The 14,375-nt window shown below is 72.4% G+C and carries 9 protein-coding genes; 6 read left to right on the top strand and 3 right to left on the bottom strand.

Features of this window, described 5'->3' with window-relative positions:
• Nucleotides 1-149 precede the first annotated feature (149 nt).
• The 4 genes from AB0B39_RS14260 to AB0B39_RS14245 all read left to right on the top strand — a co-directional run bounded on the left by AB0B39_RS14260 (nucleotide 150) and on the right by AB0B39_RS14245 (nucleotide 4,077).
• Entirely contained in the window at nucleotides 150-1,475 is a 1,326-nt protein-coding gene (locus AB0B39_RS14260) for an FAD-binding monooxygenase (protein WP_357495367.1), read from the top strand.
• Nucleotides 1,476-1,605: 130 nt separating this feature from the next.
• On the top strand, nucleotides 1,606-2,415 hold the full coding sequence (locus AB0B39_RS14255) for a TIGR03084 family metal-binding protein (protein WP_357495365.1): 810 nt from the start codon (nucleotides 1,606-1,608) through the stop codon (nucleotides 2,413-2,415).
• Between the two features lie 195 nt (nucleotides 2,416-2,610).
• Nucleotides 2,611-3,594, top strand: coding sequence for a DUF1702 family protein (locus tag AB0B39_RS14250; protein ID WP_357574509.1), 984 nt, complete (start codon nucleotides 2,611-2,613; stop codon nucleotides 3,592-3,594).
• Between the two features lie 33 nt (nucleotides 3,595-3,627).
• On the top strand, nucleotides 3,628-4,077 hold the full coding sequence (locus AB0B39_RS14245; protein ID WP_357574508.1) for an SCP2 sterol-binding domain-containing protein: 450 nt from the start codon (nucleotides 3,628-3,630) through the stop codon (nucleotides 4,075-4,077).
• Nucleotides 4,078-4,135: 58 nt separating this feature from the next.
• Here AB0B39_RS14245 and AB0B39_RS14240 read toward each other — a convergent pair whose 3' ends face one another.
• From AB0B39_RS14240 to AB0B39_RS14230, 3 genes are read right to left on the bottom strand one after another with little or no spacing between them, the layout of a single operon-like run.
• A complete protein-coding gene (locus AB0B39_RS14240; protein ID WP_357495361.1) occupies nucleotides 4,136-5,125 on the bottom strand; it encodes a carboxymuconolactone decarboxylase family protein in 990 nt (329 codons plus the stop codon).
• Nucleotides 5,122-6,759 (bottom strand): GMC family oxidoreductase, encoded by a 1,638-nt coding sequence (locus tag AB0B39_RS14235; RefSeq protein WP_357574507.1) that lies wholly within the window; start codon nucleotides 6,757-6,759, stop codon nucleotides 5,122-5,124. The genes AB0B39_RS14240 and AB0B39_RS14235 overlap by 4 nt, the downstream gene beginning before the upstream one ends.
• Complete coding sequence (locus AB0B39_RS14230; RefSeq protein ID WP_357495698.1) at nucleotides 6,756-7,286, bottom strand: DUF5987 family protein; 531 nt, start codon at nucleotides 7,284-7,286, stop codon at nucleotides 6,756-6,758. The genes AB0B39_RS14235 and AB0B39_RS14230 overlap by 4 nt, the downstream gene beginning before the upstream one ends.
• Before the next feature lie 323 nt (nucleotides 7,287-7,609).
• Between AB0B39_RS14230 and AB0B39_RS14225 the strand changes: the two genes are divergently transcribed.
• Nucleotides 7,610-8,593 carry a DUF1702 family protein gene (locus AB0B39_RS14225; protein WP_357495358.1) on the top strand — a complete coding sequence of 328 codons (984 nt, stop codon included), beginning with the start codon at nucleotides 7,610-7,612 and terminating at the stop codon, nucleotides 8,591-8,593.
• A complete protein-coding gene (locus tag AB0B39_RS14220) occupies nucleotides 8,590-14,373 on the top strand; it encodes an SDR family NAD(P)-dependent oxidoreductase (protein WP_357574506.1) in 5,784 nt (1,927 codons plus the stop codon). The genes AB0B39_RS14225 and AB0B39_RS14220 overlap by 4 nt, the downstream gene beginning before the upstream one ends.
• The last annotated feature ends 2 nt before the right edge of the window (nucleotides 14,374-14,375 follow it).

Here is a 14,375-nt window from a genome sequence, read left to right as displayed (position 1 = left end):
GCGGACCATGTTAGCGATGTGAAGGTGCGCCGGAAAGGTTTGCGGAATCCCTTTCCGGACTGAGCATTCTGGAAGAAGAAATGACGCATCCGGTCGATACGATAACTGGAAAGAATTGATTCTTATCCCAATCCAGGAGGCTGACGATAATGGGCGTTCCGCCGATTGCGCATGCGGTGGTCCTCGGCGGCAGCGTCGCCGGATCACTGGCGGCCCGGGTCTTGTCCCCGGCCTGCGAGCGGGTCACCGTCGTCGACCGCGACGATCTCTTCGGGCCGGTGGAGCCCCGCCAGGCGGCGCCGCAGGGTCACCACATCCACGCTCTGCTCGCCCGCGGCCAGCAGATCCTGGATGAGCTGTTCCCGGGTTTCACCGACGAGCTGGTGGCCGGTGGGGTGCCGATCGGCGACTTCGGCACCAGCCTCAGCTGGTACTTCAACGGCCAGATGATCCGTAAGGCCGAGACCGGGCTGGTCTGTGTCGCGAGTGGACGGCCACTGCTCGAGTCGCGCGTACGCGCCCGGGTCCGGGCCCTGGGCAACGTCACCTATCGGGACCACACCGACATCGTGGGCCTGGTCGCGTCGCCAGACCGCCAGCGGATAGTCGGCGTCCGCGTGCAGGGGCGGGAGCTGGGCGCACCCGAGGAAGTCCTCGACGCGGACCTGGTCGTCGACACCACCGGGCGCGGCTCGCGGACGCCGCTCTGGCTGGAGGAGCTGGGCTACCAGCGGGTGCCGGAAGAGCGGGTCAAGATGGACCTGACATACACCACAATGGACTTTCACGGCCCGCTGTCGTTCGACCCGATCGGCGAGGACATCGCCCTGCTCCCGGTCGCCACCCCGGCGCAGCCGCGCGGCGCGATCTTCGCCCGGATGCCCGACCGGTACGCCATCTCACTGACCGGCATCCTGGGCGACCGGCCGCCGACCGACCACGAGGGCTTCCTGTCCTATGTGCAGTCCCTGCCCGTACCGGAGATCTACAAGGCGGTCCGCGACGCCGAACCGATGGGACCGGCGGCCACTTTCCGGTTCCCGGCGAGCATCCGCCGACGCTACGAGCGGCTGGCGCGGACGCCGGATGGGCTGATCGTCCTCGGTGACGCCGCGTGCGTCTTCAACCCCGTCTACGGCCAGGGCATGACGGTGGCGGCGATGTCCGCCCGATTGCTCGGTGAACACGTGCTTTCCGGTCCGCCCGCGCCGCGGGCCTTCTTCCGGGACCTGTCCCGGCTCATCGACGCGCCCTGGGACATGTCAGCCGGAGCCGACCTCGGCTTCCCCGGTGTCGTGGGCCGACGGACGGCAAAGGTACGGATGGGCAATCTGTACATCCCCCGCCTGCAGGCGGCAGCGGCTCACGACGGCGTGCTGACGACTGCCTTCCTGCGCTCCGCCGGCCTGGTCGACCCGCCGCAGGCGCTCATGCGCCCCGCAATCATCTCCCGCGTGCTGCGCTCGCGGCGCTGACCCGCTTCCGCCATCGAGACCGCCATCGCCCTGCTGGGCGGACGCCGGCAGGTCGCCCCCCGCCGAACTCGCGACAGTTCCCCGGCACTGACCGAGCTATCCGGACGCCATCGAACCGAGAGGCAGAACCGTGACCGAACAGCAGATTCCCAAGGTGATCGCCGACCTGACGGCCGACGGCGAGGATCTCGACCGCCTGGTCAGCGACCTCGACGCGGCCGCGTGGGCGCTGCCGACCCCCGCGCCCGGCTGGACCGTCGCCCACCAGGTCGCCCACCTCGCGGCCACCTTCCGCATGGCCGGACTCGCGGCGGCCGACCCCGACCGGTTCGTCGCCATGACGGGGCGGCTGGGCGCCGACTTCAACGCCAACGTGACAGCGGCACTGTCCGGCTACCTCGCCGAGGAGCCCGCCGAGTTGTTGCGGCGGTGGCGTGAGGAGCGGGCGTGGGCCGAGAAGGCGCTGGGCGCCCTGCCGATGAACCAGCTCGTCCCGTGGTTGGTGCGTCCGCTGCCGGCGGCGGTGCTGGCCATGGCCGGGATGATGGAACTCTTCGCCCACGGTCAGGACATCGCCGACGCCCTCGGCGTACGGCGTACGTTCACCGACCGGATCGGGCAGATCGTGGGGTTCGCGGTCCGGACCTGGGACTTCGGTTACCAGGCGCGCGGGCTCGAAACCCCGGACGTCGAGTTCCGCTTCGAGATCACCGCACCGTCCGGCGCCCTGTGGGAGTTCGGCCCGGCGGAGTCGCCGGAGCGCGTCACCGGGCCCGCGGAGGACTTCTGCCTGCTGGTCACCCGCCGCCGGCACCGCGACGATCTCGCGGTACGAGCCCAGGGGGACATCGCCACGCACTGGTTGGAGATCGCCCAGGCCTATCGGGGCCCCGCCGGCCCCGGCCGCGAGCCGGGTCAGTTCGCCGATCGGGCCAACTGAGCTGAGCGTCGTCGCCGGGTGGACACACCCGGCGACGACGCCGGTCCCATCCCGGGCGTGCGGGACCACGTCGAAAGCCCAGCGCAGGGCCGGAAATCGACCGGGCACGCTCGGAGACGCGCGGCTCACCGAACCCGGTGAGGATGAAATCGCCGCGGTGACCGCCGCCGTGGCCCCGAACGAAGGGTGGCCGGTATGTCCAGAGTGTTGGGTTCGATGCGCCGGATGGTTCTCGCGCCGTCGCTAAAGCAGGTCTCCTTCGCCACGCTCGGTTTCCCGGTCACCACCTCCGCCACCACGGTCCACCTGGAGGCGATCCCGCAGGCGGTGGTCTGCGGCTTCGAGTGGGGGATCGAGGGTCCGAGCGTCGCCGAGCTGGAACGCCGGCTCGCTCTCGTCGACCCGGAACGTCGTGGCTTCGCCTACGAGGGCGCGACGATGGCCTACACGGTCCTCGACGCGACGGCAGGCGGTTCCCGCACCCGGGAGCTGCTGGAGGGGCCGGGACGGCCGCACTACTTCCTCGCCTGCATCGGTATCGGCTTCGCAATGGCCCGGCTGCCGCGCGTGTTGTGGCGCAAGGTGCTGCCGGACCTCACCGGGATCCCGTACCACCCGACGATGAGCTGGCTGGCCGTCGACGGCTACGGCTTCGACAAGGCGTACTTCGACCAGGCCACCTGGATCACCGGGCAGCGACTGCCGCGGCCGTACCCGTGGCAGGGGCACGCCGACTACTTCGCGCGGGCGTTCGACCAGGGCGTCGGCCGGGCGCTGTGGTTCCGGCACGCCGCCGATCCGGCGGCGGTGGCCGTGACCGTCGACGGCTTCGCGGCCGCGCGCCGCGCGGACCTGTGGAGCGGTGTGGGACTGGCCGCGACGTTCGCCGGCGGGTGCGACACCGCGGGCTTCGAGGCGTTGCGGTCGCTGGCCGGCGAGTACGGCCCGCACCTCGCCCAGGGCTCGGTCTTCGCGGCCAAGGCGCGGACGTGGGCGGGCTACTGCCCGGAGCACACCGACGCGGCGGCGCGGGCGCTGACCGGCCTGTCGTCGCAGGCCGCCGCCGAGCTGGCCGACGCCGCGGCGGTCGACGCCCCCGCCGACGGCCTGGCCTACGAAGAGTGGCGGCGGGTGATCCGGGAGCGGGTCATCCAGCCCGCTGGTGTCAGCGACAGCTAGGACCGCCGCGGACGACGACCAGAGGAGTCTTCGATGACCACCAACAACGCCGATCCGGCGGCGCTGGCGCCCCGTGATCTCGCCATCTTCGTCAAGAGCACCCCGATGCCGGACGTCCGCGCGCTGATGAGCGGGGAACGCCGGGACGCCCTGTTGCGGGAGGTGTTCCGGCGGATGCCTGACGTGTTCCGGGCCGACCGGGCCGCAGGTCTCGACGCTGTCATCCACTGGGTGATCGGTGACCGACCCGACGGCGGTGTCGACCGCTACCAGCTGGAGATCGCCGACGGGGTGTGCCGGGTGTCTCCCGTCGCGGACCGCGAGCCGAAGCTGACGCTGACGATCGGCGGCGCCGACTTCCTGCTCGTGGTGACGGGCAACGCGCATCCGGTCGTGCTGACGATGAAGGGCCGGCTGCGAACCCGGGGCGACCTCACGCTGATCGCGAAGTTCCCCTCCCTGTTCGACGTGCCGAAGGTCTGACAGCGCACCGAAACAGGCCCGGCCGATATATCCGGCCGGGCCTGTGGTCGTGCGCCGGTCAGCCGACCGCCTCGTACGCGGTGGCCAGCACGTCGCCGTGCCGACGTGCCGCGGTCAGGGCGGCCCAGGCCGCCAGGGCGAGCAACGCGACGTCGTCGTGGCCCTCGGCGCGTACCGCGGCAACCGCCGAGTCGGAAACCCGGTACGAGGCGAAGGCGACGAGCATCGCCAGTCGTCCGGTCGCCCGGTCGGCGACGGAGAGCCCCGCCAGCCGCCTGTCGAGCCAGTCCGCCATCCCCGCCAGGTCGCCAGGGGCGGCGTCGTCGACGAGGCACTCGCGTACCAACCGCCGTACGGCGGGAGGCACCGCCCGCTGCCCGGCGTCCTCGATGACCGCCACCGCTCCGGTCATAGCGGCGGCGACGTGTGGCAGCCCCGCAGCCCACCGGAGGTCGTCCGGTAGGCGCCGAACAGTGCCGGCCGTGCCGGGCAGCAGCGGCAGGGACTGCCCGGCCACCGCCTCCCGACCGGCCAGCCGACCCATCAACCGTGCCGCGACGCTCCGGGCGCCACCGAGCAGGGGAGCGGGAACCGCAGCCAGCGGTGATTCCCGCAGGAAGACGTTCACCATGCGGTTGAGGTAGTGGAAGTCGACGGCCACGCCGATCAGCTCCGGCGACAGGACCGTCGGCAGCGGCGGCGGCGAGCTGCCCCGCCGCCCGAGCCCGCGTACGGCTGCCTGGTGGACGTCCACGCAGTAGGGGCAGGCGTTGGCGGCCGACACCGCTGCCGCCACCGCCTCGCGCTCACGACGGCTCGTCGTGCCCGAGACGAGCAGGGTCTCGCGCAGCATGCACCAGGCCGCGGCGAGCAGGCCCGGCGCGCGGGCGTGCAGGGCGATGGGCGGCGCGAGCAGGCCGAAGTCACGTTCGACCTGCTCGTACACCCGGCGGACCGGCACCGGCGCGGCCCCCGGAGGCACCGGGGAGACATATCGCAGGTGCGCGAAGGTGCTCCGCCGGGCCAGCCCGGCGACCGTGAAACTCATGACCGCAGGTGGGCGACCGCACGCCGACCGGCGGTCTCGCCGTCCGGCGACGGCGCACCGTAGGTCACCTCGACACCCCGTTCCCGCGCGGCCCGCACGATGCCCGGCATGGCGCGTTCGGCGAGGGCCGCGATCGTCGAGGCCGGATTGACGGTCAACGCACCGGGCACCGCCGATCCGTCGGTTACGAAGATGCCCGGATGCCCCCGCAGCTCGTGGCGGTCGTCAAGCGCCGACGTCGCCGGGTCGTCACCGATGCGGCACGAGGCCAGGGGATGCACGGTGTAGGCGCCCACCAGGTCGTTGGTCCACGGCATCACGCGGGACAGCCCGTCGCGCTCAAGGATGTCCTTGACGTCGGCGTCGGCCAGGGACCATCCGCGCCGGGTGTTCGCCGTGGGCTGGTACCGCAGCGGGCCGTGGCCCAGCATCTGCTGCGAGAAGCGGTGGGCGTTGCCGGTCTCCGGCGGCGGGCCGAAGACGCCCTCGTTGTCGTCCTCCGACATGGTGAAGATCGTCAACCACGACTGCCAGCGGCGCAGCATCTCCTTCTTGTCCCGGCCGAACCAGCTGGGGCTCGCGTCGGGCACCTGCGCCAGGATCGTGCCCAGCGCCGGCGGGAAGTAGAGCTGTTCGAGGGAGTACCGCTCGTACTCGGGCAGGGTGCCGTCGAGCCGGTCCCAGCTGGCGACCGTCGGGCCCCGTCCGATCTGGTACGCCTCGTAGGCCCGTCCGTCCGGCCGCGACAGCTTCAGCACCTCGCGGACCCGGTCCTCGTCGAACACTGCCGTGTTGAGGCGCTCACCGTTGCCGGAGAAGTACCGCCCGACCGCGTGCGGCATCCGGCCCAGATGGGGCTCCGACCGTTGCAGGATCACCGGTGTGGCGCCCGCGCCGGCGGCGATCACGACGATCTTCGCGTCGATCGTCCCCTCGCCGTGCAGGATCCGGTAGTCCTCCTCGTCGACCACGCGATAGTGGACCCGGTAGCTGCCGTCGTCGTTCCGGACCAGGTGCTGCACCTCGTGCAGCGGCCGGATCTCGGCGCCGTGCGCCAGGGCGGCCGGCAGGTAGTTGAGCAGCAGCGAGCGTTTGGCGTCGAAGCGGCAGCCGGCCATCATCCAGTTGCAGTTCGTGCACATGTCCACATCGATGGCCGACGGCGCCGGGTTGGCGGTACGTCCGGCGTGGTGGCAGGCGGCGCCGAACAGGCCACCGGCGTACGGAACCCGGTCCCAGGTCTGCTGGGTGATCGGCAGTGCCTCGGCCACCCGGTCGTACCAGGGCTCCAGGGTGTCGCGGCTGATGGCGGCGGGCCACATGCGTCGCCCGATGCTGCCCTGGCGCTCGAAGACGAAACGTGGCGCCCGCGGCATCGTGGCGAAGTAGACGACGCTGCCGCCGCCCACGCAGTTGCCACCCAGCACGCTCATGCCGTCACCGATGACGAAGTCGAAGACCCGGGTGTACGACGAGCCCAGCTTGAAGTCGTGCTCGAAATCGTCGGCCTTGAGCCACGGACCGCGCTCCAGGACCGTCACCCGGGCGCCGCCGGCGGCGAGGTGGTACGCGGCGATGGCGCCCCCGAAGCCGCTGCCGATGACCAGGACGTCGGTGGACTCGGTGGCCGTCATGCGGGGCTCCCCGTTGCGGTGGTGGACGGATGGGGGTTGGCGAGCTGCCGGCCGTACGAGAACGTGGGGAACCGCCAGAGCCCGTCCGAGTCGGGCGTCTCGTAGCCCATCGCGAGCAGGCCCGGATGCCCGGTGGCCAGCGCCTCCACGGTGTGCAGGTGTGGCGCGCTGTCGAAGGCCATGTTGCAGAAGAGCGCCAACCCCACCCACATCTGCTTGTCCGGGTGATCGGGGCTGGTCAGCTTCTCGATCAGCGCGGTCCGGGCCTCGAACGGCAGGCCCACGAAGGGCGGCAGGTCCGGGTTCAGGTCGAGGCCCGTGGTGGCGGCGTGCTCCCGGGCGTACTCGTCGAGTTCCACGCAGATCGTGTCGAGCGCCGGCGCCAGCCCTCCGGCGGGGTCTTCGAGCAGTTCGATCGCGCCACCCGCGACGGCACCGCCGCCGACGTCGACGCCGGCGATCGCCGCATCGTCAGGGCCGCGCTTCTCACCCGGGATGATGGTGTCGGCAAATGCCTCCAGAATCATCGTACGCACCCGGTGTTCGGCCGCTTCGTCGGATTCCACGGCACGCTCCTTCGAGGAAGTCCGGATGTCAATTCCGGAGGTGTCGGTCGGATGCCAGTCATCGTGGTATCGGGCCGCCCCCGAGTCCATCTCCTGTGTTGCGCTAACCGCGCCGCAATGGTCATTCCCGCTGTCCACTATCCACTCGGCTGCCGGTAGATGGCCTTGACCTGCGAAAACCTGCCGCCTTCACCGCGTCATCGGCAACCGCCGCAATGTTGGAGAAGTTCCGTCGCGCATAGTCGCGTAACAATGAGGTCTCAGCGGGAAGGCCGGAGCATACGATGAGTTCATTGACCAGACTGCGACGTCGTATTATGACCCCCGACGTGCGGGAGACCAAAGTCAGCACGCGCGGATTCCACCTCAAGGACGAACAGGCCCGCGAGCGCCTCGAAACAGTCGGCAGCTCGTTCCTGCACGGATTCGGGGCCGCCGCGGAGGCGCACGGCCCGGCGGATGCGGCACCCACCGTCGAGGCCACGCCTGCCGCGTACCGGGGCTTCGCCTACGAGGGCGCCGCGATGGCCTTCGCCATCCGCGACGCCCTGCCCGGGCGGTCGCGGCACGTCGCGCGGTTCCTCGCCGACCACGACGAGCACGTCTACATGGCGTACGTCGGCGTGGGCTGGGCGATGGCCCGCCTGCCGCGTCTGCTGTGGCCCCGCCTGTACGCCCCGGACCCGCTGCTGCGCTGGCTCGTCCTCGACGGGTACGGGTTCCACGAGGCGTACTTCAGGACCGACAGGTACGTGCGCCAGCGGTATCGGCCGGCCACCTTCGCGTGGCCTGCCGACGGCCCCCGGGACTACGCGGTACGCGCCATCGACCAGGGCATCGGCCGGGCCTGCTGGTTCGTCGCCGGAACGGACCCGGAGCAGCTCGTCCGCCTCCTCGACGAGTTCCCCGCCGAACGCCGGCGCGACCTGTACGCCGGGGCGGGCCTCGCCGTCTGCTACGCGGGCGGCGCGAGTGAACGGGAACTGACCTGGCTCGCCGAGTGCGCGGGGCCGTACCGGCCGGACCTCGCGCAGGGCGCGTCGTTCGGCGCCGCGGCCCGGCTGCGCGCCGACCTCGTCACGCCGCACAACGAGCTGGCGACCCGTGTCCTCTGTGGCATGACGGTGAGCGACGCGACGCGGGTGACCGACGAGGCGCGGGTCGGGCTGCCCCCGGACGACGTCCTGCCCGCCTACGAGGTGTGGCGCCAGCGCATCAGGAATGCCTTCGACCCGTCGCCAGCGACACGAAAGCCGAGTGAGCAATGACAAGTATCGCCGTGGTGGGGATGGCGTGCCGCTACCCCGACGCCCGTTCACCGCAGGAACTGTGGGAGAACGCGATCGCGGGTCGCCGGGCGTTCCGGCGGCTCCCCGACGTCCGGATGAACGCCGACGACTACTTCGACGCCGACCCGGCCGCCCCGGACCGCTTCTACGCGCGCAACGCAGCAGTCATCGAGGGCTACGAGTTCGACCGGGTCGGCTACAAGGTCGCCGGGAGCACGTACCGGTCGACCGATCTGGCCCACTGGCTGGCCCTGGAGACCGCCGCGACGGCACTGGCCGACGCCGGTTTCCCGGCCGGCGAGGGGCTGCCCCAGGAGCGCACGGGCGTCATCGTCGGCAACACGTTGACCGGTGAGTTCTCCCGCGCCAACCAGATGCGGCTGCGCTGGCCGTACGTGCGCCGGACCGTGGCCGCGGCGTTGCGGGCCGAGGGCTGGGACGACGAGAAGCTGTCGGCCTTCCTCGCCACCTACGAGGAGGCGTACAAGAGCCCGTTCCCGCCGGTGAACGAGGACACGCTCGCCGGCGCACTGTCGAACACGATCGCCGGACGTATCTGCAACCACTTCGACCTCAAGGGCGGCGGCTACACCGTCGACGGCGCCTGCTCGTCGTCGCTGCTGTCCGTGGTGACCGCGAGCCGGGCCCTGCTGGACGGAGAACTGGACGTCGCGATCGCCGGCGGTGTCGACCTGTCCATCGACCCGTTCGAGGTCATCGGCTTCGCGAAGACCGGCGCCCTGGCCAGCGGGGAGATGCGGGTCTACGACCGCGCATCCAACGGGTTCTGGCCGGGTGAGGGCTGCGGCATGCTGGTCCTGATGCGCGCCGACGAGGCCGCCGAGGCGGGTCACCGGATCTACGCCTCGGTGGCCGGCTGGGGCGTCTCGTCCGACGGCCGCGGTGGCATCACCCGGCCCGAGGTCGACGGCTACCAGCTCGCCCTGCGCCGCGCGTACGACCGGGCCGGGTTCGGCATCGACACCGTCGGGCTGTTCGAGGGGCACGGCACCGGCACCAAGGTCGGGGACACCACCGAGCTCACGGCGCTGTCCAGCGCCCGCGAGACGGCGAATCCCGACGCTCCGCCGGCCGTCATCGGCTCGGTCAAGGGGATGATCGGTCACACCAAGGCCGCCGCCGGGGTGGCCGGTTTCATCCGCGCCGCGATGGCCGTGCACCACGAGGTGCTTCCCCCGAGCGTCGGCTCCGTCGACCCCCACGAGATCCTCACCGCCGACGGCGCCCGGCTGCGCACCCTGCGCAAGGCCGAGGCGTGGCCGAGCGCGGTCCCGGTGCGGGCCGGCATCACCGCCATGGGCTTCGGCGGCATCAACACGCACGTCGTGCTCGAACGCCACGGCCCGCGCCGGCCCGTGCCGGATCGCCGCGTCCGCACCCTGGCCGCCTCCGCGCAGGACGCCGAGCTGCTGCTGGTGGACGCGGCCTCGCCGCAGGAACTGGCCGTCCGGCTCGCCGAGCTGAGCGACTTCGTGTCCGCGATCTCGTACGCGGAGCTGGGCGACCTGGCGGCGACGCTCCACCGCGACCTGCAGGACCGGCCGTTCCGGGCCGCGATCGTGGCCTCGTCACCCGAGGAGGCGCAGCGGCTGTTGACCGCGGCCCGCGAGGCCGTCGAATCCGGCGAGGCGGCACTGATCCGCCCCGACGGCCGGTTCCTGCTCGGGCACGTCAGCGGCCCGGCCCGGATCAGCTTCCTCTTCCCGGGGCAGGGTTCCGGACGAGGCGTCAGCGGTGGCGCCCTGCGGCGGCGGTTCGCCGAGGTCGACGACGTCTACCTGCGCGCCGCGCTGCCCACCGGCAGCGACGTCGTCGCGACCGAGGTCGCCCAGCCGCGCATCGTCGCCGGGTCACTGGCCGGGCAGCACGCCCTGGCACTGCTCGGCATCGAGGCGTCCACCGCGATCGGGCACAGCCTCGGCGAGATCGTGGCCCTGCAGTGGGCCGGCGTCCTCGACGAGGAGGCGCTCCTGCGCGTCGCAGGCGTCCGGGGCCGGACCATGGCCGGGTACAGCCAGGCCGGCACGATGGCCGACATCGGGGCGCCCCCGGAGACGGTCGACGGGATCATCGCGGGGCTGCCGGTGGTGGTGGCCGCCTACAACGGGCCCGAGCACACGGTCGTCTCCGGATCCGTCGACGCGATCGAGGCGGTCTGCCACAAGGCTCGGGCCGCCGGCCTGAGCGCGACGCGGCTGCGGGTCTCGCACGCCTTCCACTCCCCGCTTGTCGCGCCGGCCGCGGACACGTTCGCCGACGCCCTCGCCGGCGAGACCTTCCACCAGGTCGGCGCCCGGGTCGTCTCCACCGTCACCGGTGAGGTGCTGCCCGCCGGCACCGACGTGCGGGGCCTCCTGCGCCGCCAGATCACCGACCCGGTCCTGTTCAACCAGGCCGTCGCGTTCGCCGCCAAGAGCACCGACCTGTTCGTCGAGGTCGGGCCCGGGCGGGTGCTCACGGGACTGGCCACGACTGTCACGGACGTCCCGGCGGTCGCCGTGGACACCGACGACGACTCGCTCACGAGTCTGCTGCGGGTCGCCGGCGCCGCGTACGTCGTCGGCGCGGCCCCGGCCCCGGCGGCGCTGTTCGACGGGCGGTTCGTGCGGCCGTTGGAGGTAGGCGCCGCGTTCTCCTTCCTGACCAGCCCCTGCGAGCAGGCGCCGGAGCTCAGCGCGGCGATCGAGCGTGGGCCCACCACGGCCACGTCCACCACCACCACCGATCCGGTCGAGGTGGGGGAGGAGTCCACCGAGGACCTCATGCGGCGGCTCACCGCCGAGCGCGCCGAGTTGCCGATCGAACTCGTCCGGCCGGACAGCCGCCTGCTCGACGACCTGCACCTGAGTTCGATCACGATCGGCCAGGTGGCCAACCAGCTCGCCCAGCGTCTGGAACTGCCACCGGCGCAGATGCCGCTCAACTTCGCCACCGCCACCGTCCGGGAACTCGCGGCGACGATGGAGACCCTCGCGCGTACGGCCCGGGACAGCGACGCCACCGCCACGCCGGTGGTGGCCGGTGTGGCCGGCTGGGCGCGGCCCTGGCGGCTCGACCTCGACGAGGTGCCGTTGCCGGCGGTTCCCGGCGACGCCACCGCAGCGAACGGTCCGTGGCACGTGCACGCGTCGGCGGACCACCCGTTCGCCGCGGCTCTCGGCGCGGCGCTCGAACAGGCCGGGCTCGGCGGCGGCGTCCTGGTCTGCCTGCCACCGGACTGCACCGAGGAGCAACTGGAGCCGGCCCTGCGGGGAGCGCAGCAGGCCATCTCCACCGGCAGCACCCGCTTCGTCCTGGTCGGGCACGGTCGGGGCGCGGCGGCCATCGCCCGGACGTTGCATCTTGAGGCGCCGTCCGTGCGGGTCACCGTCGTGCACCTGCCGGCCGCCGGCGACCCGGCGGTGGAGCTGGTGGTGCGGGAGGTCGCCGCCACGACCAGCTTCACCGAGGTGCACCACGACGACGGGGTGCGGCGCGTCCCGACGCTGCGCGCGCTGCCGGTACGCCCCGCGGCGGCGGTGGCCCCGCTCGGCCCGGACGACGTGCTGCTGGTGACCGGCGGGGGCAAGGGCATCACTGCCGAGTGCGCCCTCGCCCTGGCCACCGACAGCGGCGCCAGCCTCGCGGTGCTGGGCCGTTCCGACCCCGCCGAGGACGCCGAACTGGCCGCGAACCTGGCCCGGATCGCCACCGCCGGTGTCACCGTGCGGTACGCCCGCGCCGACGTCACCGATGCCGCCGCCGTACGGCAGGCGGTGCAGGACCTCTCCGCCGAACTCGGGACGATCACCGGTGTTCTGCACGGCGCGGGCCGCAACGAACCCGCCGGCCTGACCAGCCTGGACCCGGCCGCGTTCCGACGCACTCTGGCACCGAAGGTCGACGGCCTGCGGGCGGTGCTCGACGCGGTCGAGAAGCCCCGGCTCCGGCTGCTCGTGACGCTCGGCAGCATCATCGGCCGGGCGGGGCTGCGAGGCGAGGCGCACTACGCCACCGCCAACGACTGGCTGGCCGAGGAGACCGTCGCCTTCTCCCGGGCGTACCCCGAGTGCCGCACCCGGTGCCTCGAGTGGTCGGTCTGGTCGGGCGTCGGCATGGGGGAGCGGCTGTCGGTGGTCGAGTCGCTCAGCCGCGAGGGCGTCACGCCCATCACCCCCGACCAGGGCATCGCGATCCTGCGGCGTCTGGTCGCGGACACCACCGCGCCGGTGGTGGTGGTGATCAGCGGCCGCACCGAGGGCATCCACACGGTCCGGTACCACCAGCCGGCGCTGCCGCTGCTGCGCTTCGTCGACCGCGCCCTGGTCCGCTACCACCAGGTCGAACTCGTGGTCGAGACGGAACTCAACGTCGGCACCGACCGCTACCTGGAAGATCATGACCTGGACGGCAACCTGCTGTTCCCCGCGGTCTTCGGGATGGAGGCCATGGCGCAGGTGGCCGCGGCCCTCTCCGGCGCCGACGTCCTCCCGGTCATCGAACGGGCGGAGTTCCTGCGGCCCATCATCGTCGCGCCCCACGGGCACACGAGGATCCGGGTGGCGGCCCTGGTCACCGACGACGACGTCGTCGAGGTCGCGATCCGCAGCGAGGAGACCGGCTTCACCGCCGACCACTTCACCGCCCGGCTGCGCCTCGGCGCCGACACGGTGCCCGACGGCCCTCCGGACCAGGTGCCGGACGGTCTCGCGCCGGCCTCGATCGCCCCGCTCGACGACCTGTACGGAGACACCCTGTTCCAGGGCGGCCGGTTCCAGCGGCTCCGGCAGTACCACCGGGCCGCCGCCCGGCACGTGGACGCGATAGTGGAGGCCGACGACTCGACTGCGTGGTTCGCCCCGTACGTCTCCGCGACGCTGCTGCTGGGCGACCCCGGCGTCCGCGACGCGCTCATGCACGGCAACCAGGTGTGCGTGCCGGACGCCACGCTGCTGCCCGTCGGCGTGGAACGCATCCACCCCGGCGGGGAGAAGCTGTCGTCCGCCCGCGAGCTGCGGTACTGCGCCACCGAACGCGAGCGCGACGGCGACACGTACGTCTACGACATCGCCCTGCGCACCGAGTCCGGAATGACCGTCGAGCGTTGGGAGGGCCTGCGGCTGCGCGCGGTCCGCAAGCAGGACGGCGCCGGCCCCTGGGTGCCACCGCTACTCGGCTCCTACCTGGAGCGTGTGCTCGGCGACCTCGGGCTCACCGGCGTCGCCGTCGCCATCGAGCCCGACGCGGTGTCACCCGAGCCGGGCGAGCACACCGCCACGCGCCGACGCAACAGCGTCCGCGCGGTCGGGCAGGCGCTCGGGCGGCCGGTCGAGATCACCTACCGGCCGGACGGACGGCCCGAGGTCGCCGGGGAGCACACCGTGTCGATCGCGCACGGCGCCGGGGTGACGCTGGCCGTCGCCGGGACGGGCGTCCTGGGCTGCGACCTGGAGAGCGTGGCGCGGCGCAGCCCCGAGGAGTGGAAGGGCCTGCTCGGCCCCCACGCCGAACTCGCCGAGCAGTTGGCCGGCGACTCGGGCGAGGACGCCGACACCGCCTCCACCCGGGTCTGGACCGCTGTCGAGGCGATGCAGAAGGCCGGCCTGCCGATGCGCGGCCCACTCGTCCTGGGCGGTACGGCACGTCCCGGCTGGGTGCTCTTCGCCGCCGGTGGCGCTCGGGCCGCCTCGTTCGTCACGAGCCTGCGCGGCAGCGACGGACGGGTCGTCATCACTGTTCTGGCCGGTGCGGAGGGATGAGC

Origin of the sequence: Micromonospora sp. NPDC049114 (genome assembly GCF_040648635.1) — a bacterium.
Taxonomy (GTDB): Bacteria; Actinomycetota; Actinomycetes; order Mycobacteriales; family Micromonosporaceae; genus Micromonospora.
This window is presented reverse-complemented; position numbering and strand designations above follow the sequence as displayed.

Excerpts from the sequence above, each read along its gene's own strand:
- AB0B39_RS14250 (WP_357574509.1), top strand. The coding sequence starts at position 2,611 with ATGTCCAGAGTGTTGGGTTCGATGCGCCGGATGGTTCTCGCGCCGTCG.
- AB0B39_RS14220 (WP_357574506.1), top strand. The coding sequence starts at position 8,590 with ATGACAAGTATCGCCGTGGTGGGGATGGCGTGCCGCTACCCCGACGCC.
- AB0B39_RS14245 (WP_357574508.1), top strand. The coding sequence starts at position 3,628 with ATGACCACCAACAACGCCGATCCGGCGGCGCTGGCGCCCCGTGATCTC.
- AB0B39_RS14235 (WP_357574507.1), bottom strand. The coding sequence starts at position 6,759 with ATGACGGCCACCGAGTCCACCGACGTCCTGGTCATCGGCAGCGGCTTC.
- AB0B39_RS14240 (WP_357495361.1), bottom strand. The coding sequence starts at position 5,125 with ATGAGTTTCACGGTCGCCGGGCTGGCCCGGCGGAGCACCTTCGCGCAC.
- AB0B39_RS14260 (WP_357495367.1), top strand. The coding sequence starts at position 150 with ATGGGCGTTCCGCCGATTGCGCATGCGGTGGTCCTCGGCGGCAGCGTC.
- AB0B39_RS14230 (WP_357495698.1), bottom strand. The coding sequence starts at position 7,286 with ATGATTCTGGAGGCATTTGCCGACACCATCATCCCGGGTGAGAAGCGC.
- AB0B39_RS14225 (WP_357495358.1), top strand. The coding sequence starts at position 7,610 with ATGAGTTCATTGACCAGACTGCGACGTCGTATTATGACCCCCGACGTG.